This window comes from Micromonospora sp. DH14, assembly GCF_029809455.1.
Taxonomy (GTDB): Bacteria; Actinomycetota; Actinomycetes; order Mycobacteriales; family Micromonosporaceae; genus Micromonospora; species Micromonospora parva.
In genome coordinates this window covers 53,677-80,072 of record NZ_JARVKT010000011.1, presented here as the reverse complement: position 1 = coordinate 80,072, position 26,396 = coordinate 53,677, and the positions used below count along the sequence as shown (strand labels likewise).

24 protein-coding genes and 1 pseudogene are annotated in these 26,396 nt (G+C 70.8%); 13 read left to right on the top strand and 12 right to left on the bottom strand.

The features are described from left to right. Nucleotides 1-154 precede the first annotated feature (154 nt). The gene (locus QCZ28_RS16600; protein WP_279517496.1) at nucleotides 155-604 is read right to left on the bottom strand and encodes a DUF5318 domain-containing protein; all 450 of its coding nucleotides are present in this window, start codon (nucleotides 602-604) and stop codon (nucleotides 155-157) included. 175 nt (nucleotides 605-779) lie between these two features. On the opposite strand from QCZ28_RS16600, the gene QCZ28_RS16595 reads away from it, so the two are divergent. Together QCZ28_RS16595 and QCZ28_RS16590 are read left to right on the top strand one after the other, a co-directional pair. After that, complete coding sequence (locus QCZ28_RS16595) at nucleotides 780-1,418, top strand: PadR family transcriptional regulator (protein ID WP_030331823.1); 639 nt, start codon at nucleotides 780-782, stop codon at nucleotides 1,416-1,418. Between the two features lie 23 nt (nucleotides 1,419-1,441). Further along, the gene (locus tag QCZ28_RS16590) at nucleotides 1,442-2,521 is read left to right on the top strand and encodes an inositol-3-phosphate synthase (protein ID WP_279517495.1); all 1,080 of its coding nucleotides are present in this window, start codon (nucleotides 1,442-1,444) and stop codon (nucleotides 2,519-2,521) included. A gap of 63 nt (nucleotides 2,522-2,584) precedes the next feature. Here QCZ28_RS16590 and QCZ28_RS16585 read toward each other — a convergent pair whose 3' ends face one another. The 4 genes from QCZ28_RS16585 to QCZ28_RS16570 all read right to left on the bottom strand — a co-directional run bounded on the left by QCZ28_RS16585 (nucleotide 2,585) and on the right by QCZ28_RS16570 (nucleotide 4,242). Further along, on the bottom strand, nucleotides 2,585-2,971 hold the full coding sequence (locus QCZ28_RS16585; protein WP_279517494.1) for a hypothetical protein: 387 nt from the start codon (nucleotides 2,969-2,971) through the stop codon (nucleotides 2,585-2,587). Beyond that, a complete protein-coding gene (locus QCZ28_RS16580) occupies nucleotides 2,968-3,174 on the bottom strand; it encodes a ribbon-helix-helix protein, CopG family (RefSeq protein ID WP_279517493.1) in 207 nt (68 codons plus the stop codon). The genes QCZ28_RS16585 and QCZ28_RS16580 overlap by 4 nt, the downstream gene beginning before the upstream one ends. Nucleotides 3,175-3,377: 203 nt before the next feature. Continuing rightward, complete coding sequence (locus tag QCZ28_RS16575; protein WP_279517492.1) at nucleotides 3,378-3,857, bottom strand: methylated-DNA--[protein]-cysteine S-methyltransferase; 480 nt, start codon at nucleotides 3,855-3,857, stop codon at nucleotides 3,378-3,380. 34 nt (nucleotides 3,858-3,891) lie between these two features. After that, nucleotides 3,892-4,242, bottom strand: a complete 351-nt coding sequence (locus QCZ28_RS16570) for a hypothetical protein (RefSeq protein ID WP_279517491.1) — start codon at nucleotides 4,240-4,242, stop codon at nucleotides 3,892-3,894. A gap of 137 nt (nucleotides 4,243-4,379) precedes the next feature. On the opposite strand from QCZ28_RS16570, the gene QCZ28_RS16565 reads away from it, so the two are divergent. Next, nucleotides 4,380-4,922: an NfeD family protein gene (locus tag QCZ28_RS16565; protein WP_279517596.1), complete on the top strand. Its 543-nt coding sequence runs from the start codon at nucleotides 4,380-4,382 to the stop codon at nucleotides 4,920-4,922. Between the two features lie 28 nt (nucleotides 4,923-4,950). Then, on the top strand, nucleotides 4,951-6,453 hold the full coding sequence (locus QCZ28_RS16560) for an SPFH domain-containing protein (protein ID WP_279517490.1): 1,503 nt from the start codon (nucleotides 4,951-4,953) through the stop codon (nucleotides 6,451-6,453). 170 nt (nucleotides 6,454-6,623) lie between these two features. Here the strand turns inward: QCZ28_RS16560 and QCZ28_RS16555 are convergent, their stop codons facing one another. Further along, nucleotides 6,624-8,084 carry a CCA tRNA nucleotidyltransferase gene (locus QCZ28_RS16555; protein ID WP_279517489.1) on the bottom strand — a complete coding sequence of 487 codons (1,461 nt, stop codon included), beginning with the start codon at nucleotides 8,082-8,084 and terminating at the stop codon, nucleotides 6,624-6,626. A 126-nt stretch (nucleotides 8,085-8,210) separates the two neighbouring features. Here QCZ28_RS16555 and murJ point away from each other — a divergent pair, with 126 nt between their 5' ends. The 7 genes from murJ (at nucleotide 8,211) to QCZ28_RS16520 (ending at nucleotide 16,602) form a co-directional block, all read left to right on the top strand. Further along, complete coding sequence (gene murJ / locus QCZ28_RS16550) at nucleotides 8,211-9,962, top strand: murein biosynthesis integral membrane protein MurJ (protein WP_279517488.1); 1,752 nt, start codon at nucleotides 8,211-8,213, stop codon at nucleotides 9,960-9,962. A 445-nt stretch (nucleotides 9,963-10,407) separates the two neighbouring features. Continuing rightward, complete coding sequence (locus QCZ28_RS16545) at nucleotides 10,408-12,015, top strand: protein kinase family protein (protein ID WP_279517487.1); 1,608 nt, start codon at nucleotides 10,408-10,410, stop codon at nucleotides 12,013-12,015. 34 nt (nucleotides 12,016-12,049) lie between these two features. Further along, nucleotides 12,050-12,766: an RNA polymerase sigma factor SigM gene (gene sigM, locus QCZ28_RS16540; RefSeq protein ID WP_279517486.1), complete on the top strand. Its 717-nt coding sequence runs from the start codon at nucleotides 12,050-12,052 to the stop codon at nucleotides 12,764-12,766. Continuing rightward, the gene (locus tag QCZ28_RS16535; protein WP_279517485.1) at nucleotides 12,763-13,779 is read left to right on the top strand and encodes a hypothetical protein; all 1,017 of its coding nucleotides are present in this window, start codon (nucleotides 12,763-12,765) and stop codon (nucleotides 13,777-13,779) included. Before sigM ends, QCZ28_RS16535 begins: the two co-directional genes overlap by 4 nt. A gap of 183 nt (nucleotides 13,780-13,962) precedes the next feature. Beyond that, nucleotides 13,963-14,913, top strand: coding sequence for a thioredoxin-disulfide reductase (gene trxB / locus QCZ28_RS16530; RefSeq protein ID WP_279517484.1), 951 nt, complete (start codon nucleotides 13,963-13,965; stop codon nucleotides 14,911-14,913). A 31-nt stretch (nucleotides 14,914-14,944) separates the two neighbouring features. Next, entirely contained in the window at nucleotides 14,945-15,268 is a 324-nt protein-coding gene (gene trxA, locus QCZ28_RS16525) for a thioredoxin (RefSeq protein WP_030331849.1), read from the top strand. Between the two features lie 170 nt (nucleotides 15,269-15,438). After that, nucleotides 15,439-16,602: an N-acetylmuramoyl-L-alanine amidase gene (locus QCZ28_RS16520; RefSeq protein WP_279517483.1), complete on the top strand. Its 1,164-nt coding sequence runs from the start codon at nucleotides 15,439-15,441 to the stop codon at nucleotides 16,600-16,602. A gap of 11 nt (nucleotides 16,603-16,613) precedes the next feature. On the opposite strand, the gene QCZ28_RS16515 is transcribed toward QCZ28_RS16520, so the two are convergent. Further along, nucleotides 16,614-17,279 (bottom strand): hypothetical protein, encoded by a 666-nt coding sequence (locus QCZ28_RS16515; RefSeq protein ID WP_030331852.1) that lies wholly within the window; start codon nucleotides 17,277-17,279, stop codon nucleotides 16,614-16,616. Nucleotides 17,280-17,573: 294 nt separating this feature from the next. Here QCZ28_RS16515 and QCZ28_RS16510 point away from each other — a divergent pair, with 294 nt between their 5' ends. Further along, entirely contained in the window at nucleotides 17,574-18,887 is a 1,314-nt protein-coding gene (locus QCZ28_RS16510; RefSeq protein WP_279517482.1) for a PLP-dependent aminotransferase family protein, read from the top strand. Between the two features lie 7 nt (nucleotides 18,888-18,894). Further along, entirely contained in the window at nucleotides 18,895-19,896 is a 1,002-nt protein-coding gene (locus tag QCZ28_RS16505; RefSeq protein WP_030331856.1) for a D-alanine--D-alanine ligase, read from the top strand. Between the two features lie 622 nt (nucleotides 19,897-20,518). On the opposite strand, the pseudogene QCZ28_RS16500 reads toward QCZ28_RS16505, so the two are convergent. From QCZ28_RS16500 to QCZ28_RS16480, 5 genes and pseudogenes are all read right to left on the bottom strand, one after another. Beyond that, a pseudogene (locus tag QCZ28_RS16500) lies at nucleotides 20,519-21,283 on the bottom strand (hypothetical protein); the annotation flags it as partial. Nucleotides 21,284-22,166: 883 nt separating this feature from the next. Next, nucleotides 22,167-23,183, bottom strand: a complete 1,017-nt coding sequence (locus tag QCZ28_RS16495; RefSeq protein ID WP_279517481.1) for a ParB/RepB/Spo0J family partition protein — start codon at nucleotides 23,181-23,183, stop codon at nucleotides 22,167-22,169. Nucleotides 23,184-23,210: 27 nt separating this feature from the next. Continuing rightward, a complete protein-coding gene (locus tag QCZ28_RS16490; protein WP_279517480.1) occupies nucleotides 23,211-24,536 on the bottom strand; it encodes a ParA family protein in 1,326 nt (441 codons plus the stop codon). Between the two features lie 256 nt (nucleotides 24,537-24,792). Then, entirely contained in the window at nucleotides 24,793-25,503 is a 711-nt protein-coding gene (gene rsmG, locus QCZ28_RS16485; RefSeq protein WP_347815110.1) for a 16S rRNA (guanine(527)-N(7))-methyltransferase RsmG, read from the bottom strand. Nucleotides 25,504-25,645: 142 nt separating this feature from the next. After that, nucleotides 25,646-26,269 (bottom strand): R3H domain-containing nucleic acid-binding protein, encoded by a 624-nt coding sequence (locus tag QCZ28_RS16480; RefSeq protein ID WP_030331867.1) that lies wholly within the window; start codon nucleotides 26,267-26,269, stop codon nucleotides 25,646-25,648. Nucleotides 26,270-26,396 lie beyond the last annotated feature (127 nt).

The following is a 26,396-nucleotide window of genomic DNA, read 5'->3' as shown; positions in this document are numbered from 1 at the left end:
ACCGGGTTGCCGTGAGTTGCTTCACCCGGGGCGCCGGCACGGGGGTGCCAGCCGACCGGGGTCATTGCCGTATCAATCGGGCCAATCGGACCGCCATCCAGTCGACCGTCCCGGGTTACGTCTGCGGCCCCGGGGCCGGTACAACCAGCTGAGATCACCGTTGCGCCTCTCGCCTCCGCCGGCCGGCGCCTTCGGCGCCCGCCGCGTCCTGCTCGCTGGTGCCGTCGCTGTCGGCGGCCAGACCGTCCCGGCCGAGCAGGTACTGCTCGACGAGATGGTTCCAGTCACAACCGAGGCACACCTCCACCACGAAGACCTGGAACTCACGCAGCGTCATCGCCAGCACTGGCAGCTCGGCAAGTGTCCGGGCCTGCCCGGCGGACTGCTTGAGTTCGTCACCGTAAATGTAGTGGACGAGGGTCAGGTTTTCGCTGCGGCAGATCGGGCAGCGCCGGTCGGTCGGCTCGCCATGGAACCGAGCGGCGTTCTTCAGGTACGGCGACGCGTCGCAGACGTCGTACGTGCCGACTCGGCCGGCCAGGAGCTCACGCAGCACCGCTCGCTTCTGAAGCGAGTAGTCGACGACCTGGCGCTGCGTACGCATGCGGAGAAGGGTACGCGGTCCGGCCCGAGCAGGCGACCGCGCTCACAATCCGTGACGACGACATCTCGGAACGGGGGTTTGCCCCGGCCCCCGCGACCCGCTAACGTGCGATGTATCGGTCCGATACATCGCGGCGGTTACCGCTCCACGCCGGAGGGTAAAGAGAGGGTGGCCAGTGCTTGAGTTCGCCATCCTCGGCCTCCTGCAGGAGTCTCCGATGCACGGCTATGAGCTGCGTAAGGAGCTGACCGCCAAACTCGGCGCGATCCGGGCGGCGATCAGCTACGGCTCGCTCTATCCCACGCTACGCAGGCTGCAGGCGGCGGGATGGATCACCGAAGCTGCTGAGACACCCGCCACTGCCGAGGAGGTTCCCGCGCTGACCAGCCGACGAGGTCGGGTGGTCTACAAAATCACCGCGGAAGGCAAGGAACGCTTCGCCCAGCTGATCGCACAGGCCGGGCCCGAAACGTACGACGACACGGGCTTCGGGGTGCACTTCGCGTTCTTCGCCCGGACCGACCAGGCGACCCGACTGCGCATTCTGGAGGGTCGCCGCCGCAAGATCGAGGAGCGTCGCGAAGGGCTTCGTGACGTGCTGGGCCGGGCGGCCGAGCGCCTCGACGCTTACACGCTGGAACTGCAGCGCCACGGTCTTGATGCCTGTGAGCGCGAGGTCCGCTGGCTGGAGGAGCTCATCGCCAACGAGCGCTCCGGCCGAGCCCCGACGGTCCCGAACATCGGGACAGCCGGCGGCCGACGAGAAGACAACAGCCCGCCTCCGCCTGGAGAGACCAGGAATGAGCGGCCGTGACAGAAAAGAAGGAGGCAGACGCTATGGGCTCCGTCCGCGTCGCCATCGTCGGTGTGGGTAACTGCGCCTCGTCCCTGGTTCAGGGCGTCGAGTACTACCGGAACGCCAACCCGAACGACCGCGTCCCGGGTCTCATGCACGTCGCCTTCGGCGACTACCACGTCAACGCCGTGGAGTTCGTCGCGGCATTCGACGTGGACGCCAAGAAGGTGGGCATGGACCTCGCGGAGGCGATCGTCGCCAGCGAGAACAACACCATCAAGCTCTGCGACGTGCCGCCGACCGGCGTGACGGTGCAGCGCGGTCCGACCTTCGACGGTCTGGGCCAGTACTACCGCGAGATCGTCGAGGAGTCGGACGCCACCCCGGTCGACGTGGCGCAGGCGCTGCGTGACGCGCAGGTCGACGTCGTCGTCTGCTACCTCCCGGTCGGCTCCGAGCAGGCCGCCAAGTTCTACGCCCAGGCCGCGATCGACGCCGGCTGCGCGTTCGTCAACGCCCTGCCGGTCTTCATCGCCTCCGACCCCGAGTGGGCCCAGAAGTTCACCGACGCCGGCCTGCCGATCGTCGGTGACGACATCAAGAGCCAGGTCGGCGCCACCATCGTGCACCGTGCCCTCGCGAAGCTCTTCGAGGACCGCGGCGTCGAGCTGCTGCGCACGTACCAGCTCAACTTCGGCGGCAACATGGACTTCATGAACATGCTGGAGCGCAAGCGCCTGGTCTCGAAGAAGATCTCGAAGACCCAGTCGGTCACCTCGCAGATCCCGCACGAGATGAGCAAGAGCGACGTGCACATCGGGCCGTCGGACCACGTGCCGTGGCTGGACGACCGCAAGTGGGCGTACATCCGCCTGGAGGGCCGTTCGTTCGGTGACACCCCGCTCAACGCCGAGCTCAAGCTCGAGGTGTGGGACTCGCCGAACTCGGCCGGCGTCATCATCGACGCGGTCCGGGCCGCGAAGATCGCCCTGGACCGGAAGATCGGCGGCCCGATCCTGTCGGCCTCGTCGTACTTCATGAAGTCCCCGCCGGTGCAGTACGCCGACCACGACGCCCACCAGGCCGTCGAGGAGTTCATCGCCGGTGAGGTCACGCGCTGACCCGCTGAACACCAACAGCATCGGCGAGGGCCGGGTCCGAACGGACCCGGCCCTCGCCGCGTCTCAAGCGTTCATCTCGAGGTACGGAGACAGCCGCAGCGCCAGTTCGTCGACCGAATCGATCTCACCACTGGCCAACGCGTCGGTGAGCGCCATCCGCTCCTTGGCCGGCATGCGTAGCGTCACCCCGCAACGGATCAGGAAGATCCGCATCGCTGCCCAGGCCAGGCCTGCGTTCCACATGTCGGGCGGACGCCAGATCATCAATCCGTGCATCAACGCCGCCGCCCTGTCCAGCACGGTTGGGTAGACGGCCTGCCCCAGGATCCGTGCGTGTGGGCGGACCGCCGCAGCGACGAGGATGCCGCCGTCCCTGACCCGACTGTGCTGGCCCGTGTTCTCGGACAAGAGGATCAACAGGTCTTCAGGCTCGGGCCACGGTTGAATCACCGGTCCCCCAACATCTCGAAGAATTCGGCGTCTTCCTCCAGGACCCGCCGGGCGGCCTGGCGGGTCCACTCGTTGCGCTCCTGACGCTCGAGGTATTCCTGGATCGCCACCTCGACGGTCTTGTGCATCGAGCGGTGTTCCGTCTCGGCCAGCTCCCGAAGGCGCTGCTCGACCTCGGGCTTGAGCGTCAGGGTGAAGGCCATACCGTTTTTGTATAGCTCTTCCGGTGGTACGTCAACCAGACTCGACACCGCCTCTTGCCTCCACCTCCGCAGCCAGCACGTTCGCGTTTCGCCCAACGCCGGTGCGGAGAGGGAGGTACGGAGGCACCTGCCTCGAAATGTGTAGCGATCGTCACGTGTTCGTCTCCGGCGCGTCGGCCAGGCGTGACGGTGATAGCGGTCGGTCAGGACCAGGCGTGTCGCAACGCGACAGCGGCCTCCAACTCCAACAGCTTGACCTTGCGCGGCAGGCCCCCACCGAAGCCGACCAGCTTGCCGCCCGCGCCGATGATCCGGTGGCACGGCACAATCACCGGCACCGGGTTGCGGTTGCACGCCACTCCCACCGCCCGTGCCGCCCCGGGGTCGCCGACCAGGCGCGCCACCTCGCCGTACGTCAGCGTCTCTCCGTACGGGATCCGCGTCATCTCCCGCCAGACGGCGCGCTCGAAGTCGGAGCCGCGTGGCACCGACACCGGAATGGTGAACGCGGTCAGCTCACCGGCGAAGTACGCCCGCAACTCGGTCGCCACCTGCCGGGACAACGCGTCGCCGGGCTCGTCGACAGCTGCCTCGACCCGCCCGAACGCCGCGCCACAGACGGTCGTGTCGTCCGTGGCGACGGAGAACTCCCCGATCGGTGAGTCGAGCACGGTCCAGCGCATCAGCCCATTCTCCCCGACGCCTCTGCCGGCACGGCTACCAACGTCGGGCCGAACGCCACTCCTCGGCGGCCCGGATCGCCTCTTTCGCCGCGGCCCGTTCGGCGCGGATCCGGTCGCGGTCGCGGAAGCCCAGGTAGAGCTTGCGCCCGGCGTAGATGGGAAGTAGCACAGCCCCGTAGAAGAGCACGACAGTTTCGTCGTTCGAGCTGAGCAGGTAATAGGCGTAGTAGCCGGCGAGGGCACCACCGACACCGGCCAGTACCCGGTCGACCCGGGAGGTGGTGGCGAACGAGGTGATCGCGACGCCCAGCAGCACGACTGCTGTCAACGCCAGGCTGACGATGTAGAACACGACCACGGCGTTCGGGATGATCGGGTCGGCCACGGGCAGGTCCTCTCGATGCGTGTCGACCGGGACGAGCTGCCGGCGCCGCAGAAGATAACGCGCCCGAGCCGTGGGGCGCTGCCCTGTTTTCGATCAACGCCAGAGGAAGATCGACTCTGCATCCAGCGGACCGCTCGCTGTTGCGCCACATCGATACCGTGCAGGTCGTGGCAACGGGGACGCTCATCTTTCTGATCATCGGTGGGGCGGGCATCGGTGTGCTCGCGCTCGCCCTGCTCGGCACCGAGCTGCTCCAGTTCGGGCACCCTGACGTGGACGGGCCGATCTCGGTCGAGACGGTCGCCGGCTTCGCCGGGGCGTTCGGGTTCGGTGGCGCCATCGTCAACGAACTGCTCGGTGCGCGTACCCCCGGAATGGTCGCCGGGGCGGTGGTCGGTGGGGTGCTCGCGGCCGTGCCCACCGGATGGTTGGCGTCCCGGCTGAGCCGGGCGGCGCGCAACATGCGCACCGACGCCACCCCCACCCGTGACGACCTGGTCGGCGCGCTCGGCCTGGTCGTCACCCCGGTGCCGGCCGACGGGTACGGCGAGGTCCGTATTCGCCTCGCCGGCCAACCGGTCAAGCTCAGCGCCCGTGCGGACCAACCGATCCCGATCGGCACCCAGGTCTTCGTCGTGCAGGCGCTCAGCGAGACCAGCGTGCACGTCGAGACCTACTGATCAACCCCTCGTAGACGGGACTGCTCATATGGCACTACTCATCGCCATCGGCGGCGCGGTTCTCCTCGCGCTCATCCTGGTGCTCTTCGTGCTCTCCCGGATCAAGGTGGCCGGGCCCAACGAGGCGTTCATCGTCACCGGCCGCAAGGGCCGCACCACGCAGACCGCCGACGGTGGGCGGTCCACCGACACCTCCGGGCAGAAGGTCGTGCTCGGCGCTTCGGTCTTCGTACTGCCGGTGGTGCAGAAGCTCCAGTCGCTCGACCTGTCCAGCCGACGGATCGACGTCGGCATCCGGGGCGCGGTGAGCAAGCAGGGCATCCGCGCCGACCTGCACGGCGTGGCGATCGTCAAGGTCGGTGGCACCGAGGACGCGATCCGGGCCGCCGCCCAACGGTTCCTGCACCAGCAGGACGAGATCGACAACTTCACCCGGGAGGTGCTGGCCGGCGCGCTGCGCTCGATCGTCGGCCGGCTCACCGTCGAGGAGGTCATCCGGGACCGGGCGGCGTTCGCCAGCGCGGTGGCCGAGGAGGCCGAGCACTCGATGACCAACCAGGGGCTGGTGCTGGACACCTTCCAGCTCCAGGACATCCTCGCCGAAGGCTCCTACCTGCAGGACCTGGGCCGGCCCGAGGCCGCCCGGGTGCTCAAGGACGCGGCGATCGCCGAGGCGCGGGCCCGGCAGCAGGCCGAACAGGAGCGGCTGCTCGCCGAGGAGGCCATCGCCGAGGCGAACCGGAACCTGGCCCTCAAGCAGGCCGGCATCCAGGCCGAGATCGACGCCGCGAAGGCGAAGTCCGCGGCGGCCGGACCGCTCGCCCAGGCCGAGCGGGACCAGGCGATCCTCTCCGAGCAGCAGAAGGTGGCCGAGCGCAACGCCGAACTCAAGCAGCGCCAACTCGACACCGAGGTGCGCAAGCCGGCCGACGCCGCCCGGTACAAGGTGGAACAGGAGGCCGAGGCGGCCCGCAACGCGGCGGTGCTGCACGCCGACGCGCAGCGCCAGTCCGTCATCGCCGCCGCGCAGGCCTCCGCCGAACAGGCCCGCCTCACCGGTGAGGGTGAGCGGGCACGGCGGGCCGCACTCGCCGAGGCGAACGCCATCGAGGGCGCCAAGGAGGGTGAGGCCGAGCAGCGTCGGCGCTCCGCGATCGCCGAGGCGGTGGAGCGGGAGGGTCAGGCCGAGGCCGCGGCCATCCTGGCGAAGGGTGAGGCCGAGGCGGACGCGATGGCGCGCAAGGCCGAGGCATTCGCCGCGTACGGCGAGGCGGCTGTGCTGGACCTGCTGGTCAAGGTGCTGCCGCAGGTCGTCGAGGCGGCCAGTGCGCCGATCGGCGCGATCGACAAGATGACGGTGATCTCCACCGACGGCGCGTCGTCGCTCACCAAGTCAGTGGCCGGCAACGTGGCCCAGGGCCTCCAGCTCGGCAGTGACCTCACCGGGATCGACCTGCCCGGCCTGCTGGCACGGCTCGGCGCGGCCTCCACCCCAACCGGCAACAACACCCCAGCCGTAGAAACCCGCTAACGCCCGCCCGCACTACCCCACCCCGCCCCCGTACCCCCTGCCCGCGCCCCCTGCCTCCGCCCCCTGCCGCGTCGATCTTGCAGTTTCGGTTGTCGAGATGGGACAGATCGCCCACTTTTGTCGCCACCGAAAGTGCAAGATCGCGCGAGGAGGGGGTGGGGGTGGGTGGGTTAGGGGATCAGGCCTTCGGCGCGAGCCCAGCGCAGCAGCTCCGCCTCGGCGGCGTCGCGGTCCAGCGGGCCGCGTTCGAGGCGCTGCTCCTTGAGGTGCTTCCACGCCCGGCCGACCACCGGCCCCGGCGGTACGCCGAGCAGCTCCATGATCGCGTTGCCGTCCAGGTCGGGTCGGACCCGCGCCAGGTCCTCCTCGGCGGCGATCCGGGCGATCCGGTCCTCCAGCGCGTCGTAGTCGGCCGCGAGCTGGGCGGCCTTACGCCGGTTGCGGGTGGTGCAGTCCGAGCGGGTCAGCTTGTGCAGACGGGGCAGCAGGTCACCAGCATCGGCGACGTAGCGGCGCACCGCCGAATCGGTCCACTCGCCCCGCCCGTACCCGTAGAAGCGCAGGTGCAGGGCGACAAGCGCGGTCACCTTCGCGGTGACCTCCTTCGGGTACCGCATCGCCTTCATCCGGGCCTTGGTCAGCCGGGCGCCGACCACCTCGTGGTGGTGGAAGCTGACCCGGCCGTCGGACCCGACCGCCTTCGTCGCCGGTTTGCCGACGTCGTGCAGGAGGGCGGCCATCCGCAGGATGAAGTCGCAGCCCTCCTCCTCGTAGGAGACCGCGTTCTCGACGACCGTCAACGTGTGCTCGTAGACGTCCTTGTGCTGCGCGTGCTCGTCGATCTCCAGCTTCAGCCCGGTCAGCTCCGGCAGGAACCGCTCGGCCAGCCCGGTGTCGACCAGCAGCCGCAGCCCGGTGATCGGGTCCGCGCCGCAGAGCAGCTTGGTGAACTCGTCGCGGACCCGCTCGGCGGTGATCCGGTCCAGGTCGGCGGCCATCTCGGTCATCGCCAGGTGCACGTCCGGGTGCACCGCGAACCGCAACTGGGCGGCGAAGCGGGCGGCCCGCAGCATCCGCAGCGGGTCGTCGCCGAACGACTCACCCGGCGTGCTCGGGGTACGGATCACCTTGGCCGAGAGGTCGGCCAGCCCGCCGTGCGGGTCGGTGAACCGGTGGTCCGGCAGGCTGACCGCCATCGCGTTGATCGTGAAGTCGCGCCGCTTCAGGTCCTCGTCGAGGCTGGTGCCGTACACCACCACCGGGTTGCGACTGACCTGGTCGTACGACTCCGCACGGAACGTGGTGATCTCAAGCCGGAGGCCGTCGCGCTGAGCACCGATGGTGCCGAACTCCCGACCGGTCTCCCAGATCGACTCGGCCCAGCCCTTGATGATCCGCAGGGTCTCGTCGGGGTGCGCGTCGGTGCAGAAATCGAGGTCGTCGCCGAGTCGACCAAGCAGGGCATCCCGCACCGAACCGCCCACCAGGTGCAGTTCGTGACCGGCGCGGACGAAGCGGCGGCCCAACTCGTCGGCGACCGGGGAAACCCGGAGCAGTTCGGCGACGGCGTTGCGCTGCGCGGCGGTGAGTTCGCGGCGGTCGGCGGCGTGAGGAGCGGAGGCTTCGGACATGGGATCGCCAGCTTATCGGTCCGGGGTGTGATCAGATCCGCCGGGCGCGGGTAACGGGTGCGGGTTGACTATGGTCTGTGGCGTGCGGGTCGGTGTCCGACCCGACGTACCCCTGGGAGGCTGGAGATGAGCGGCGGGCTCTACCGCAGCGCCAACGCCGCGAACGACGGCGACCCTGGCATCCGTCCCGGGGACGGCGCCACGTTCATCTCCGCCGAGCCGCTGAACCAGCCGGCCATGGAGTCGGCAGCGCCGCCGCAGGAGCAGGTGGGCGAGGCGAGCGCCGCGACCAACAGCGCGGTGATGGCGATCGGCAGCCTGGTCAGCCGGGGTACTGGTTTCCTACGCACGTTGGCGTTGACCGCCGCGCTGGGTGGGGCGCTGGTCGGAGACGCGTACACCACCGCGCAGATCCTGCCCGGCATGGTCTACGAGTTCCTGCTCGGCGGCATCCTCACCAGCGTGCTGATCCCGGTGCTGGTCCGTCGGCGCAAGGTCGACACCGACGGCGGTCAGGCGTACGCCCAACGGCTGCTCACCCTGGCGGTGCTGACCCTGGCGGGAGCAGCCCTGCTGGCCGTGCTGTCGGCGGGCTTGCTGACCAAGCTCTACGCCGGCGACAACACGGGCGACGAATTCCGGAGCCTGGTCAAGGCACTGTCGTACCTGATGTTGCCGATGATCTTCTTCACCGGCCTCAGCGCGCTGATCAGCGCGGTGCTCAACACCCGGGGGCACTTCGCCGCGCCGATGTGGGCGCCGATCCTCAACAACATCGTGGTGATCGCCACCGCCGGGCTGTACATAGCGATCTTCGGGGCCGAGATCGTCAAGCCGGAGGAGATGACCACCGGCCGGATCCTGCTGATCGGTGGCGGCACCCTGCTCGGTGTCGCGATCCAGGCCGCCGGCCTGCTGCCGGCGCTGCGCAAGGTCGGCTTCCGGTGGAAGTTCCGGTTCGACTTCCGGGCCCTCGGACTGCGGGAGCTGGGACGTCTCGGCGGCTGGATGTTCTGTTACGTCGCGGTGAGCCAGGTCGGCCTGATCGTGCTGTTCAACCTGCTGAACCGGGCGGGCAAGGAGAACGCGGCCGGCCCGCTGATCTACAACAACGTGTTCCTGCTGCTGATGATGGCGCACGGCATCATCGCCGTCTCGATCATCACCGCACTGATGCCCCGGATGAGCGCGGCGGCGGCCGACGGTCGGTACTCCGACGTCGCCGCCGACCTGTCTCGTGGCACCCGCACGGTCTCGGCGGTGCTCGCCCCGATCGCGGTCTGCTACGCGGTGCTGGCGACCCCCCTGGCCGTGACGCTGTTCCGCTACGGCGCGTTCACCGACGAGAACGCGGCGGACACCTCGCTGGTGCTGCTCCTGGCGGCGCTGGCGTTGGTGCCGTTCGCGATCAGTCAGCTCTTCACCTTCGCGTTCTACGCCCTGCCGGACACCCGCACCCCGGCGCTGATCAACATCCCGGTGGTGGCCCTGCGCATCGGCGTGCAGGTGGTGCTCTACGTCGCCTTCGCCGCCCACTTCGCCGCGGCCGGGATGATGATCGGCAACACGGTGTCGTACCTGGCGGCGGCCTTCGCCTCGGCCTGGCTGCTCCGGCCCCGGGTGGGCCGGATCGGGATGGGCGCCATTCTGCGCACCCTCGGCCGGGTGGCGGTCGCCGCGTTGGGGGCCGCCCTGGTCGGCCTCCTCGTCGTGAACCTGCTGCCCGGCGGCGACCGGCCAAGTTGGATGCAGGCTGTCGTCCAGCTCGTGATCGGTGGCGTGGTGATCGGCGGGACCTACCTGGGTCTGGCCATGGTGCTGCGGATCGGGGAGATCACCGAGGTGGTCGGGATGGTTCGCCGCCGCCTCGGTCGCTGAATGCCAGCAGCTGATTACAACAAGTTGGCACTCATACGGATCGTGACCGCGGATCACCAGGCTGGGGATGCTTCTGTGGATAACTCCGCGATTCGCCGGTCAACCACCGCTTCAGCCTGTGGATAACCAACCGTACGGCTGAGCGTGGCGAACCGATCGGTGGGAACGTACGAGGCAGCGCGAGCGCCAGGCCGGCCCAGCCCCGGCTTCGGTCACTTGCGGTGAAGCCGTAGATTAGCTAGTACATGTGCCAGCAACGTGGCTGACAACGGTCGTAACCGGACGACTTCTCCGACTGCCGGAACCCCGCCAGTTACAGCGGGAAGATGACATGTCGGAGAGACGGGCAACCCGGGTAAGGTCGCTCTCGACGGGTACGGCAGGGGCCGACGCTGGGCGTCGACACCGGTCGGCCGGTTCCTTCAACGGCAGAGCGGGAAGCCACATGCCCAGCAGTTCGGGTTCATCGATCGACACGATCACCGAGGGAGGACGGGTGACCCAGGTCGGCGAGGGTCAGGAGGCGGACGAAAGCGCTCCTCCGGTCATGACCTTCGGTGCTCCCACGGCCGGTGAAGTCCTCGCCGAGCGGTACGAACTGGTTGAGCACATCAACAACGACAGTGCGGGTCGGCTGGTCTGGCGCGGGGTCGACGTCATCCTGCGCCGTCCCGTTGCCGTGGTGCTGCGCTACCCGGGCGGCGACTCCGCCACCGAGATGCTTCAGGCCGCCGTCGCGGCCAGCCGGGTCATCCACCCGAACCTGGTCGGCGTCTACGACGCGATCGACGAGGCCGACCGGGCGTACGTGGTGCGCGAGTGGGTCGACGGGCAGTCCCTGCGGGATCTGACCGCCGACGGCCCCCTGGATCCGGCTCGGGCCACCGCCATCGGTAACGCCGTCGCGAGCGCGCTCGCCGCTGTGCACGCCACCGGCATGGTGCACGGCAACGTCCACCCCGGCACCGTCATGATCAGTGACGAGGGCCGCGTGGTCCTGGCCGACGCCCGCACCGACGGCGCCGACAGCCAGGAGAACGACATCCGGGCGGTCGGCGGCATCCTCTACTTCGCGTTGACCGGCTCCTGGCCGCACGCCGAGGCACCGCTACGGGGTGCCACCGCCGGCCACGGCCGCGCCGCCATCCCGGACGCTGTCCGGGACGCCGCGGGTGCCATCGCGGCACCCCGCCAGGTTCGGGCGGGCGTCCCGGCGTACCTGGACGACCTGACCATGGATCTGCTCGACGCCGAGATCGCGCCGCCGTCGTCCGACGTGCTGGCCGCCGAGTTGGCGCGACTGGACGTGCCGGCCGAGGAGGAGCACTACCTCGACAACAGCGGGCCGCTGCGGTTCGCCGCCGACACCGGGGAAGAGCCGTCGCCGCTGGCCGCGGCGGGGGGTCGCAAGGTCGCCGTCGGCATCGCCGGTCTGCTGGCCGTCGCCCTGGTCGGTCTGCTGATCGGGATCATCGCGCTGGGCGGCGACGACGATGACCCGCAGTCGAACCCGGTCGCCGCGCCGACCTCCAGTGCCCCGGCAGGTGACGCCACCCCGGCCGCCGCCACGGCACGCAAGCTGGCCGTGAAGGACGTCCGGATCATCGACCCGGACAGCAAGAACCGCAGCGAGGTGAAGAACGCCGAGCGGGTCATCGACGGTGACGAGGACAAGGGCTGGGAGACCGAGACGTACGTCAACAAGCCCAACTTCGGCAACCTGAAGCAGGGCATGGGCGTCTGGATCGACCTCGGCGAGCCGCACACCGTCAAGTCGGTGCAGGCGGTGCTGTCGGCCACTGGTGCGTCCGCTCAGCTGCTCGCCGGCACCACCAACCCGCCGTCCAGCACCAACGGTGACAAGCAGTTGGTGGCGAGCTACAAGACCGCCATCGGGCAGCCGTTCGAGGACCACGACGGCACCACCATGACGTTCAACGGCTTCGACGCCGACAAGAAATACCAGTACCTGCTGTTCTGGATCACCGAGCTGCCGCCGTCGGAGGGCGGGTTCAAGCTGGGGGTGCAGGAGATCACGGTCCAGGGGTCGTGAGCCGATCCGGGCACCGCACCCGCTGGACGCGGTGATGGACGGACGCGCCGTCGCATCGGACCTGGAGCTGCTGCGCGCGCACGTCGCCGGTGACCGGGACGCCTTCGCCGAACTGTTCCACCGGCACCGCGACCGGTTGTGGGCGGTGGCCCTGCGGACGCTCGGCGACCGCGAGGAGGCAGCCGACGCACTCCAGGACGCCCTGCTGTCGGCGCATCGGGCGGCGGCCCGGTTCCGCGGTGACTCCGCCGTCACGACCTGGCTGCATCGGATCGTGGTCAACGCCTGCCTGGACCGGATCCGCCGCCGGCAGGCGCACCCCACCGTGCCGCTGCCGGACGGCAACCGCGCGGAGGACGGATCGGGCACCGGCCGGTCGGAGCCGGCGGCACCGGCGACCGACCATGACACCGTGCTGGTGGTCCGCGAGGCGCTCGCCGCACTGCCCGTCGAGCAACGCGCCGCGTTGGTCCTGGTCGACGTGCAGGGCTATCCGGTCGCCGAGGTCGCCCGCATCCTCGGCGTCGCCGAGGGGACGGTGAAGAGCCGGTGTGCCCGGGGCCGGGCACGGCTGGCCGTGCTGCTCGGGCATCTCCGCCCCGATGCCGTCGCGACGTCTTCGGCCCGACCGGACCCGACCGCCCCGGTCACCGGCGTGCCCGGCGTCACGCCCGGGAACCCCGGCCCGGTGGAGGGCGTCGGATCGAGGTCAGGCCGGTACCGGCGGGACGCCAACCAGGAGGACACGTGACGACCGAGGGGTTCCGGGAGGTCGACGCCGACCTCCTCGCCGACTACCTCGGCGGGGCGTTGGACGGCACCCCGCAGCAGGACGAGGTCGCCCAACTGGTCTCCGCTGACCCGTCCTGGGCCGAGGCGTACGCACTGCTGGCCCCTGCCGTGACCGAGGTCGGGGCGGACCTGACCCGGTGGGCCGAGCCGTCCCCGCAGATGCCGCCGACGATCACCGACCGGCTGCTGGCCGCGTTGGCCTCCGCGCAGCCGACGAACGACACCTCGACCGGGCCGGCGCGCGCCGCCGCGTCGAGCGTCGATCCGGCCGGCGACGCGGCGACACCCGTGGTCGTACCGACTCAGGGCGGTGCCGGTCGACGGCCGGCTCTCCCCACGCCCGCCGGCGCGGGGCGCGGGGCGTCCACCGGTCCGGGCCGCCGCCCTCGCGGCTGGGCCCGCCGTGGCGCACCCGTGGCCGCCGCGGCGATCGCCGTCATCGCCGTCGCCCTGGGCCTCAACCAGCTGTCGATGCGCGCGCCGGACGACTCCGCCGGCACCACCGCCATGGATCGGCCGGCCAGCGCGCCCGAGGGCGCCGCGGGGGCCGGGACGGTCCGAACCACCGGGCCGGCGCTGCGCAGTGGTACGAACTACACCCCGCAGACCCTCGGCAATGCCTACGACACGAACTCGCCGAGGACACCCGCCACCAGCCGGGCGACGGGCAAGGGCGAGCAGCCGGGGGTGGATGTCGAGGGCGAACGCCGGCCCTCTCCCGACGGGTCGGACCAGTTGGCCCGGCTGACCGACGAGGCCGCCCTGACCAGTTGTCTGGCGAGCGTCGCGGCGGAGCACGGATCGGCGCCACTGGTGGTCGAGGTGATCGACTACGCCCGCTTCCAGGGTGACCAGGCGCTGGTCATTCGCTTCACCGATGCCACCGGAGGCCGGTGGGCCTGGGTGAGCGGCCCGGAGTGCGGAGTGCCCGGGTCCGGCTCGGACAGCAGGTATTCGGCGCGGGTAGGGTGAATCCACGGTCGATGGCACGATGACCGCTCACGTGACCTGACCCACCGGATGCCCGGCTCGGGAATCCCCGGTTCGTACGATGACGTTCTGGAAGTCAGCTGTCGGCCCCACCCAGGCGTCGGCAACTCGGATCGGCATCGGTGCTCGCGCCGACGCCGAACACACACAACTCGGGAGACGGCAGTGGACGAGGTCCGCAACCTGATCATCATCGGCTCCGGGCCGGCCGGCTACACGGCGGCGGTCTACGCCGCACGCGCCAATCTGAAGCCGCTGATCATCGAGGGCGTGCAGTCCGGTGGCGCGCTGATGACCACGACCGAGGTGGAAAACTTCCCCGGCTTCGCCGACGGCATCCTCGGCCCCGAGCTGATGGACAACATGCGCAAGCAGGCCGAGCGGTTCGGCGCCGAGTTTCTCACCGACGACGTGACCCGCGTCGAGCTGGTGGACACCGGTGACGCCGGCTCCGGCGCGGTGAGCACCGTCTGGGTTGGCGAGACCGCCTACCGGGCCCGGTCCATCATCCTCTCCACCGGTTCGGCGTGGCGTCCGCTGGGCGTGCCCGGTGAGCAGGAATACCTGGGCCACGGCGTCTCCGCGTGCGCCACCTGTGACGGCTTCTTCTTCCGCAACCAGCACATCGTGGTGGTCGGCGGCGGCGACTCGGCGATGGAGGAGGCCACCTTCCTCACCCGTTTCGCCGATTCGGTGACGATCATCCACCGCCGCGACTCGTTCCGGGCCAGCAAGATCATGGCCGACCGGGCGCTGAGCAACGAGAAGATCAAGGTCGAGTGGAACAGCACCGTCGAGGAGATCCTCGGCGACGACGGCAAGGTCACCGGCGTCCGCGTTCGCAACGTGCACACCGGTGAGACCAAGGTGATGGACGTGACCGGCGTCTTCGTCGCCATCGGTCACGACCCTCGCAGCGAGCTGTTCCAGGGCCAGGTCGAGCTGGACGGCGAGGGCTACGTGAAGGTCGACGCCCCGAGCACCCGCACCAACGTGCCCGGTGTCTTCGCCGCCGGTGACGTGGTCGACCACACCTACCGTCAGGCGATCACCGCGGCCGGCACCGGGTGTGCCGCCGCGCTCGACGCCGAGCGGTTCATCGCGACGCTCAGCTGAAACAACGAACAGATCCCGGAGGAGGGGCATAGTGGGAACAACCAAGGCGGTCACGGACAAGAGCTTCGTCGCCGACGTGCTACAGGCCGACAAGCCGGTGCTGGTGGACTTCTGGGCGGAGTGGTGCGGGCCGTGCCGCAAGGTGTCGCCGCTGCTCGAAGAGATCGCCCGGGAGATGGGTGACCAGGTCACCATCGTCAAGCTCAACATCGACGAGAACCCGGAGACCGCCCGGGCCTACCGGGTGATGTCGGTGCCGACGCTGACCGTCTTCAAGAACGGCCAGCCGGTGCAGTCGATCGCCGGTGCCAAGCCGAAGGGCGAGCTGGTCCGGCTCATCGAATCGGCCCTCTGACCAGCAGAAACTCACCCGAACCCCGTACCCGCTCGTCGGGTGCGGGGTTCGTCGTCTTCCCGGCCGCACCGTCGACGTATTTCGCCGCCCCAGCCACCTCGCCGTCCCGGAGCGCATAGCCTCAAGCCTGGGCCGCCCGGCCAGCCAGTGTCGTGCAGAGGGGGTCGTGCGTGCGTCCGATCCGACCCGGTGACCGGGGACCCGCGGTCACGGAGATCCGTACCATCCTGACCGGCCTCGACCTGCTCGCCGCCGCCGGCCCGCACACCGACGAGTTCGACCTCGACACCGAGCGGGCGGTCCGCGCGTTCCAGCAGTCGCGGGGGCTCAGCGTGGACGGCCGGGTCGGAGCCGAGACCTGGCGCGCCCTGGACGCCGCCCGCTGGCGGCTCGGCGCCCGCACCCTCTACCACGCGGTCCCCGAGCCGCTCACCGGCGAGGATGTCCGGTCACTGCAGGAGCGACTGCTGGAAATGGGGTACGACGTGGGCCGCGCGGACGCCATCTACGGTGTCCGGACGTCGCGGGCGGTGGCCCAGTTCCAACGCGAGGTCGGGCTCACCCCCGACGGCTCCTGCGGCCCGCACACCATGAACGCGCTGCGCCGGATCGGCCGCAAGGTGGTCGGTGGCCGCCCGCAGTGGCTCCGCGAATCCGACGCGATCCGGCAGTCCGGGCCGGCGCTGGTCGGCAAGACTGTCGTCATCGACCCGGGGCACGGGGGCACCGACCCCGGCATGGTGGTGCCCGACGGCTCGCTGCGCTGGACGGAGGCGGACCTGGTGCACGACCTGGCCAGCCGCCTGGAGGGGCGGCTCGCCGCCTCCGGGGTGCGGGTGCAGCTCACCCGGGGCCCGTCGCCCGACAGTTGCCTGCCGGATGCCGAGCGGGCGCTGCTCGCCAACTCCCTCGGTGCCGACGTGTTCATCTCCCTGCACCTCGACGGCCACGCCAACCCGGACGCGGAGGGCGTGGCGACCTACCACTACGGCACCGACAACGGGGTGACCTCGGCGACCGGTGAACGCCTGGCCGGGCTGGTGCAGCGGGAGATCGTCGCCCGCACCGGGCTGCGGGACTGCCGTACCCACGCCAAGACGTGGGAGCTGCTGCGGCTGACGCGGATGCCCGCCGTCCGGGTCGAGGTCGGCTACCTCACCTCGCCGACGGACCGCGCCCGCCTCGTCGATCCCCGGTTCCGGGACCGGGTGGTGGAGGCGATCGTGGCGGCGGTGCAGCGGATGTACTACCCCATCGAACGGGACGTCCCGACCGGATCGCTCGACGTCAGCGAACTGCGCGCTGTGGTGACCGCCGGCACCGTGGTCGACTGATCGGCCCCGGGTCAGCCGTTGGTGGAGCGGGTGGCCGGGGCGGGACGGACCGGCCGGAGCAGCGTCTCCGGGCTCATCGAGCCGAGCAGCTTCTCCAGCGCGTACTCGACGTCGGACTTCCAGCTCAACGCCGTCCGCAGCTCGAGGCGCAACCGCGGAAAACGCGGATGCGGACGTACGGTCTTGAAGCCCACGGAGAGGAAGAAGTCGACAGGTGCCACGCAACCCCCGGCCGGGTCGTCCGCGTCGCCGAACTTGGCGTCGCCGAACGCCTCGATGGCCTTGATCCCCCGCTTGGTCAGATCCCGGGCGACACCCTGCACCAGCATCCGGCCCAACCCGCCACCGGCGAACGCGGCGACCACGTTGGCGGTCATCAACAGTGCCGCGTCCGCGGAGACCGGTGAGGTCGGGAACGCCATCGAACGGGGCACGTAGGCGGGCGGGGCGTACATCACGAAGCCGGCCGGCATGCCGTCGACGTACGCGAGCTTGCCGCAGGAGCCCCACTCCAGCAGCGTCTGGGAGACCCACGCCTCCTTCTCCAGGCCCGGGTCGCCGGCGGCGCAGGCCCGCTCCGCGGAGACCGGGTCGAGCTCCCAGTAGACGCACTGCCGGCACGGGCGCGGAAGGTCTTCCAACGTGTCGAGGGTCAGGCTGACCAGACGTCGCGACATATGGCGCATCCCCACAATAGGCTCGGTGGTGAGACCGGCATGGAACGACAGCGCCGCCTTCCTGCCCCCGACGAGCGATCGTACGCCGCCGATCGGCGGTACGGGAGGGGACGCGCAGACACCCACCCCGGAGGGGGACGCTGACGAGGTCCGCCATGTGGTCGATCTGCCTCGGCCCGACCGCTGCGGGGCTGCCGCGGACTACGATCGACAATCGGTGTGCCCTCCGCCATGGTCAGCGGCGTGCGGGGTACCCAGGGCGGGAGCCACCCGAGCAGCGATCGAGGTGAGGTCATGACCGGCACGACACTCGACGACTACACCGACCGGTACGCCCGGCGGGTACGCGGGATGACCGCCTCCGAGATCCGAGCATTGTTCGCGGTGGCCAGTCGCCCGGAGGTCGTGTCGCTTGCCGGCGGCGCTCCGTACATCGCCGCCCTTCCGCTGGACGCGGTCGGCGAGATGCTCGGCCGGCTCGGCTCCGAGCACGGCGTGAGCACCCTCCAGTACGGCATCGGTCAGGGCACCCTTGAGCTGCGCGAGCGAATCTGCGAGGTGATGTCCCTCTCCGGCATCGACGCCGCGTGCGGCGCGTCCCCGGAGGACGTCGTGGTCACCGTGGGCGGGCAGCAGGCACTGGACCTGGTGGCCCGGCTCTTCCTCGACCCCGGTGACGTGGTGCTCGCCGAGGGGCCGACGTACGTCGGTGCGCTCGGCGTGTTCCAGGCCGCCCAGGCGCAGGTCGTGCACGTACCGATGGACGCGGACGGGCTGATCCCGGAGGCGCTGGAGACCGCCATCGCCGACCTGGCGCGGGCCGGCCAGCGGGTCAAGTTCCTCTACACGATCCCCACCTACCAGAACCCGACCGGCGTGACGCTCAGCGAGGAGCGCCGGGAACGGGTGCTCGACATCTGCGAGCGCGCCGGCCTGCTCGTCGTCGAGGACGACCCGTACGGTCAGCTGGGGTTCGAGGGTGAGGCCCCGGCCCCGTTGCGGGCCCGCCGCCGAGACGGCGTCTTCTACCTCAGCACGTTCTCCAAGACCTTCGCCCCGGGGCTGCGGGTCGGCTGGATCCTGGCGCCGCACGCGGTCCGCGACAAGCTGGTCATCGCCAGCGAGGCGCAGATCCTCTGCCCCAGCGGTTACGCCCAGGCCGCGGTGGCCACCTACCTGAGCACCATGCCGTGGCGGCAGCAGCTCAAGGTCTACCGCGAGGTCTACCGGGAGCGCCGCGACGCCCTGCTCGACGCGATGGCCGACCTGATGCCCGAGGGCACCAGCTGGACCACACCGACCGGCGGGCTGTTCGTGTGGGCCACGCTGCCCGACGGGCTCGACTCGAAGGCCATGATGCCGCGCGCGGTCGCCGCCCGGGTCGCCTACGTCCCCGGCACCGGCTTCTACGCCGACGGCACCGGCACCGGCGCCATGCGGCTCAACTTCAGCTTCCCGCCGCCGGAGCGGATCCGCGAGGGCGTCCGCCGGCTGTCCGGTGTGATGGAGCAGGAGATCGCCATGCGCCGGGTCTTCGGTGCCGTGGGTGGCGCCGCCGGCCGGCGCGGCCGGGCCGGTTCCGACGTGCCCGGGCCCGACTTGGCATGATGCCGGGATGGGTACGACCGTCGAGCATCTCCTCGTGACCGAATCCGCCGTCTCGGCCGACCTCCGCGTCGTGGTGCTCGCGGGCGGGCTCTCCTACGAACGGGACGTGTCGCTGCGCTCCGGTCGTCGGGTGCTCGACGCGCTGCGCGCCGTCGGCGTGGAGGCCGAGCTGCGCGACGCGGACGTGGCACTTCTGCCGGCGCTCGCGGCCGACCCGCCGGACGCGGTGGTGATCGCACTGCACGGCGCGACCGGCGAGGACGGCTCACTGCGCGGGGTGCTGGATCTGTGCGACATCCCGTACGTCGGCTGCGACGCCCGGGCCTCCCGGGTCGCCTGGGACAAGCCCTCGGCCAAGGCGGTGCTCCGCGAGGCCGGCATCCCCACCCCGGACTGGGTGGCGCTTCCGCACGACCGCTTCTCCGAGCTGGGCGCGGTCGCCGTCCTGGACCGGATCGTCGACCGTCTCGGGTTGCCCCTGATGGTCAAGCCGGCGCAGGGCGGATCCGGGTTGGGCGGAGCGGTGGTCAGGGACGCCGCGGCGCTGCCCGCCGCCATGGTGGGCTGCTTCGCGTACGACTCCACGGCGCTGGTGGAGCGGTACGTGCCGGGGATCGACGTGGCGGTCTCCGTCGTCGACCTCGGCGACGGCCCCCAGGCGCTGCCGCCGGTGGAGATCGTCCCCCGCAACGGCGTGTACGACTACGCCGCCCGCTACACCGCCGGGCGGACCACCTGGCACGCCCCGGCCCGGCTGGCCCCGGAGGTGGCAGCCACCGTCGCTGACGTGGCCCTCGCGGCGCACACCGCGCTCGGTCTCCGGGACCTCTCGCGCGTCGACGTGATCGTGGACGCCGCCGGCCAACCCCACGTGCTGGAGGTCAACGTCTCGCCGGGCATGACGGAGACGTCCCTGCTTCCGCTCGCCGTACAGGCGGCCGGGCTGGACTTCGGCCGGCTCCTCGGCACCCTGGTCGCCCGGGCGGCGGCCCGCCTCACCACTCACTGACCTACCTGCCAGCCCGTCGCGGCGAGCGCGGGTCGACCGTGCGGCTGACCGGCGGGCCAACCACACGGTCGGTTCCAGATCAGTGGCCCGCGCGTACGTCTGGTGTGTCGGTGCCGTTGGTGCGCGCTGCCGCGCCCCGGTCGCCGGGGATGCTGGTCCTACCGGCGTCACCGGAGGCACCGCCGTTGGCGAGGTCGGAGGCAGCCGGGAGGGCGGGGGCCGAGCCGCTCTCGTCGACGCCTGCGCGCGCTGAGTCGACGTGGGGCGCGTCCGCGCTTGCGCCCGCCGGACCGACATGGAGACCGTCGTCCGGCGTTCCCGCCGACTTGTTGGTGGACGTTCCCGCCGGGCCGAGGTGAGATTCGTCGGTGGGCGTCCCTGCCGTGGCGGCGCTGCCAAACGCGGTCCTGTCGAACGCGGCGCTGCCGGACGCGGTCCTGTCGGATCCGGCGTTGTCGGATCCGGCGTTGTCGGGCGCCGCGCTGCCGGGGGCGGCGGCGTCCCGGGCCGCGACAGCCGGGACACCGGGCGGGTTGGTGGCGGGTGCCGTTCGGGCAGGTTCAGCCGTCCGGTCGGCGACGGTGGTCGCCGTCGAGCCGGCATCGGCGTCCGCCTCCGGGACCGGTCCGACCGCCGGCAGGCTGTTGGCGCCAGCGGAACCGGACGTGGAGTCCAGCACCGGTTCCGGGATCTCCTCTGCCGCCTCGATGACCGAGACCGCGTCCGCTGCGGCTGCTGCCGCTGAGGCAGCTTCGGCTGCGGCGGCGGCATCCGCGGCAGCGGACTGGGCCAGCAGACTGGACGGTGCCTGCCACTGGATGCGGGGTGGCTCGGCGAGCGGACGGCCACCGAACTCGGCGAGCCAGGCCGCCACCAGTGCCAGATTTTCCCGCCACTGCGCCTCGGAGATCGGCGGCAGGATTGAGTCCCACAGCGACAGGAACGTGCCCCGCAACTGGAGGCGACCGTACGGCCGGGCGAGGAACCACATGTGCAGGTGAGCGGAGCCGTCGCCCCAGCGGTTGACGTGCACCCGGGCGACGCCGTCGAGAGAGCGGATGGCCCGCTCCAGACGTACGGTCATCACGCCCAGCTCGGCGGCCAGCAGGTTCGGCAGGTCACCGAGGTCGAGGTGGCTCCGCGATTCCAGGATGAGCACCATGGGCAGACCGGTGGGCCGGTCCATGGCGCGTACCCGCCACCGCTCGCCCACCCAGATGTAGGCGTCGTCGGGGGCGTTGCAGGCGGTGCATTCCCGGAGACCCTCGCCCTTCCGGGGCGGTTCAACCGGGACCGGATCATCGAGCTGCTTCACGTGGAGGTCACCCTCGAAGGGAAATGACGGCCACTGGGTGAAGTCCGGGACTGAGGGAGGGGTGTCGTGCACGACGCTGACCCTAACCGAGTCTGGCACCGCTGTCCCTACCTGTTTGAGCGGTCCTGAGCCACCGGATCATCGCCCTGCCGCCGGTCGGGCTCGAGTGGTCACGCGGGCACCGAGAGGCGATATCCACAGGCTGCCGAGATCCTCAACACAGGCCGTCATCCACAGGTCCACACCCGCTCCCACGCGCTGTTTCACGTGAAACCGGGGGTGCCTGTGGAAAACCGGTGTGGATAACTTTTCGACCTGTCGGTCGTTGTCCGCCAACCCGTCCCCGAGGCGACTCGGCCGCTTCGGGGGTCGGCGGCTGAACGGTGCCGCGACGCCGACGCATGGGGGCGCGGAGACGACCCAGCCGACCGCCAGCCCGACCCGCAGGGGTCGATTGGCCACACCGACGATCCGGTGTCGCTGTTTCACGTGAAACCGGCGCAGGGCGGCGGCCGGCGGCGCCGCTCGGACTGCCTCTGGTGGGTCCGACACAACCCAGGCCCTTCGGGCTCACCCGAGGATCACCACGGAAGCGCCGTGCAGGCCACTCAGGGGCTCGCTGTCGCGTCGAGCGGCGCAGGGGGTGGCTCGGGTCGACCCCAGCATTCCGGAGCCTCCTGTGACCCGTGCAGCAGATCGGCCCGCCGCTCCGGCGCCCACCGACCGCATCTACGCGGTCGCCGCTTCCGACAACGTGGACGGCCGGGCCGTCTGCCCACGTACTCCGAAGGCGCCCTCTCCGGAAGGCGGGGGCCAGCTGAGCGATTCGGCGTCCGTCCGGTCCGCCGAGCCGCCGAGCGAAGCGGCCGGCTGTTTCACGTGAAACGCGACGACCCCGGGACGCGGAACGGCCGCGCCCCCCGGTGGGGTGGCGCGGCCGTTGGGCGAGCGGGGCTCAGTCCCCACTCTCCTCCTGCTGCACGCCGATGATCCCGACGATCCGCTCCAGGTCGTCAACGGTCGCGAACTCGATCGTGATCTTGCCCTTGCTCCGGCCGATGTCCACCTTCACCCGGGTGTCGAACCGGTCGGACAGCCGGTCGGCGAGATCGGTGAGTGCCGGCGCGTGCGCCTTGGGCCGCCGCTTCGCGGCCTGACCCTTCGCCGGACCGTCGTTCAGCGTCAGGGCCACGATCTCTTCGGTCGCCCGAACCGACAGCCCTTCGGCCACGATCCGCAGGGCCAGCTGTTCCTGCGCCTCTGACTCGTCGAGGCTCAGCAGAGCGCGGGCGTGCCCCGCCGACAGGACGCCGGCGGCAACCCGGCGCTGCACCTGGGCGGGCAGATTCAACAGTCGGATGGTGTTGGAGATCTGCGGGCGGCTCCGGCCGATCCGCCGGGCCAACTCCTCGTGGGTGGCCCCGAACTCCTCCAGCAGTTGCTGATAGGCGGCGGCCTCTTCGAGCGGGTTCAGGTTCGCCCGGTGGATGTTCTCCAGCAGGGCGTCACGGAGCATCGCGTCGTCGCGGGTGTCCCGGACGATCGCCGGGATGCTCTCCCGACCCACCGCCTGGGCGGCCCGCCAGCGCCGCTCACCCATCACCAGTTCGTACTTCTCGTCGTCGAGCTGCCGTACGACGATGGGCTGGAGGAAGCCGACCTCCTGGATCGAGGTCTTCAGCTCCTCCAGCGCCTCCTCGTCGAAGACCTGACGCGGCTGCTTCGGGTTGGGCATGATCGCGTCGACCGGGATCTCGGCGAATCGCGCACCGGGCACCGGGCTGAGCACGGGCTCCGGCTCGTGGACTGGTACCCGGGCGGGCACCGCGGAGACGGCGGCGATGGTGGCCGCGCCGTCCGGGCGCTCGTTGTCCGGCTCGGCCGTCGCGGTGCCAGCGGCACCCGGCACCGGCCCGGTCGGGATCAGCGCCCCCAGGCCCTTACCCAGACCGCCCCGAGGACGGTTCTTCATGCCACGCCTCCCAGCGACTTGTCCGCACTACGCATTCCGGCCCACCGGCTCCTTGACGCCCCGCTCGGCGATTTCCTGAGCCGCCTCGAAGTAACTCGTGGCACCCCGCGAACCGGGATCGTAGGTCATCACCGACTGGCCGTAACTCGGTGCCTCGGAGACCCGGACGTTACGGGGGATGACCGCCTGGAGGACCTTGTCGCCGAAGTGGTTCCGGACGTCCTGCTCGACGGCGTCGGCCAACCGGGTACGGCGGTCGTACATGGTCAGCAGGATGGTGGAGACATCGAGCTTCGGGTTGAGGTGCTGGCGTACCAGGTTGATGTTGTTGATCAGCTGGTTGAGCCCTTCCAGCGCGTAGTACTCGCACTGGATCGGGATCAGCACCTCCTGCGCGGCAACCAGAGCGTTGACGGTGAGCAGGCCGAGCGAGGGCGGGCAGTCGATGAAGACGTAGTCGAACTCGCCCGGGTAGGCGGCGATCGCCCGGTCCAGACGCGACTCCCGGGCCACCACCGACACCAACTCGATCTCGGCTCCGGCCAGGTCGATGGTCGCGGGTACGCACCAGAGGTTGGGGATGCCCTCGACCGCCTGCGCCACCTCGACCAGCGGCACGCTGTTGATCAGGCAGTCGTACACGTCGGGGATTCCGGTGTGGTGCGGGACGTTGAGCCCGGTCGAGGCGTTGCCCTGCGGGTCGAGGTCGACCACGAGCACCCGGTTGCCGTGCAGGGCGAGCGCCACCGCAAGGTTGACGGTGGTGGTGGTCTTACCCACGCCGCCCTTCTGGTTGGCGACGCACATGACCCGGGTCCGGTCCGGCCGAGGCATGGTCACCTCGCCACTGGGATTCAGGATCTGCACGGCGCGCATCGCCTCCATAGCCAACGGTGGGTCATCCTCTTCGCGCGTCGGGGTTTCACGTGAAACGTACGTGGGGTCGGCCGCCACGGCGGCCAACGACTCGGTCGAAGCGACCGGGGTGTCGGCGACCATCGGCGCGGCGTCCCGAACGACAGCCGCGGTGGGTTGGTGCGGGACCGCCGGCTCGAATCGAACCGCCGCTGCGGTGTTGCGCCGACCCGAAGTCGATCGCACCTCGGCCGCGTTGATCGGTCGACTCGACGCCTCCGGCGTTCTGCGCCCAGTCGAGGGCTCCGCGAGGGCCGAGCCGTCCGGTCTTCCCGCGCTCGACGGCGGGTCGAGCGCCGGCGGCGGATCGCTGTCGGTGGGTCGGTTCGATGGCCCGGTCGCGCCGGGCGACCAGCTCGGGTAGTCGGTTTCACGTGAAACGGGATCGCTGGTCGACCCGGTCACGCGTGGATCGTCGTACCTGCCGTCGTCATGCACCTGTCATCCCTGCCCGCTTCGGATGGTCGGTCCGCGCCCCGGTCAACTCGGCCGCGTCCACGCCCGCAACCCGGAGCGTACGGCCCACGGGAGCGGTCGGAGACCCGCGACGTCCGTCATCCGCTACACACTATCGACGCGCGGTCAGCCTACGGCGGACGGGCGCGGCCGGTCCACGTCGGGTTCTCATCCCCTCGTCCACCCGTACCGGTACAACGAGGCAACCCACCGGCCGGAAGCCCGATGGCGCGAAGTGTCAACCTCGGCGGGGACGCCCGCCCCGGGCGCGCTTCTTCGCCGCCGGGCGGGGCGGACCGACCATCCGCTCGCGCACGATCTCCACCACGGTGGTGGGTGGATCGATCACACCGACGCCGCAGAGCCGCACGGTTGCCTCCCCACCGCCGAGTCGCGCCACCACGTCGGCGTGCTCCTCGATCTCGGCGGCGGCGGACGAGCCCTTGAGCGCCAGCAGACGGCCGCCCCGAACCGCCAGCGGGAGACTCCAGCCGGCCAGCCGATCCAGGGGCGCGACCGCGCGCGCGGTCACCACGTCTCCGCTGATCGGCTCCCGGCCGCTCGATCCGCTGGCCGCCTCGTCGGCCCGGCCCCGGAACACCCGTACCGACCTGGCCAACCTGAGCTGCTCGACGACCTCGATGAGGAACGAGGTCCGTCGGGCCAGCGGCTCGATCAGGGTGACGGTGAGGTCGGGGCGGGCGATCGCCAGGACGAGACCCGGCAGGCCGGCTCCGGAGCCGACGTCGAGCACGGTCGCGCCGGACGGGATCCGCTCGGCGACCGCGGCACAGTTGAGCAGGTGCCGATCCCAGATGCGGGGGGCCTCCCGGGGGCCGATCAGGCCCCGGACCACCCCGTCGGTGGCCAGCAGTTCGGCGTACGCGGCGGCCAGGTCGAGACGGTCGCCGAAGAGGGTGAGCGCGGCTGGCGCCAGCTCGGGCGGCAACGCCGCGTCGGCAGGTGACGGGGCGTTGCCGCTGCCCGTCGTGCCAGCGTCGGCGGTGACGGGGCGGACAGCGGACGGCCCGGGCGGCGTGCCGCCCGGGCCGGACACGGCTTCCGCCGTGAGGTCGTCGTGGGTCACCCGGTCAGTCCGCCGGCCGTACGACGATGCGCCGGTTCGGCTCCACACCCTCGGACTCGCTCGCCACGCCCGACATGGCGTTGACGACGTCGTGCACGCACTTGCGCTCGAACGCGGACATCGCCTCCAGCCGGACCGGCTCGCCGTACTCCTTGACCTTCTCGACGGCGTTCTTGGCGACCGCGGCGAGTTCCTTGCGGCGGTTCGCCCGGTAGCCGCCGACGTCGAGCAGCAGGCGGCTCGGCGTACCGGTCTGCCGGAAGACGGCGAGGCGGGTCAGCTCCTGGAGCGCCTCCAGGGTGGCCCCGCGCTGACCGACCAGATTCTGCAACCGCTCGCCGACCACCTCGACCATCGGCCGGCCGGCGGCGACCAGCTCGTCGATGTCGCCGTCGTAGTCGAGGATGTCGAGCAGGCCCTCGACGTAGTCAGCGGCGATCTCGCTCTGCCGGAACAGGTCGCCCTCGCCCACAGCCTTCTTCGCCCGCGTGCCACTGCCAGCGGCGGTGTCGGTGTCGTCGTCCGCCTCGGTGTCGTCGGCTTCGGTGTCGTCGCCGTCCACCGCGAGCGTGGCGGTCTCCTCCTCGTCCACTGACTGCTCGGCGCGGGGGATGCTGGTCTCGGTCACGGTCTCATCTCCGTACTCGCTCGGCCGGACCGTCGGGTCCGACTGGTTTCCCGGGGCCGGCTGGAGGTTGCCGGTGCCCACAGGCACGTCTGTACGGGCAGTGTCGCCCGTGGCCGCGCGGTGCGCG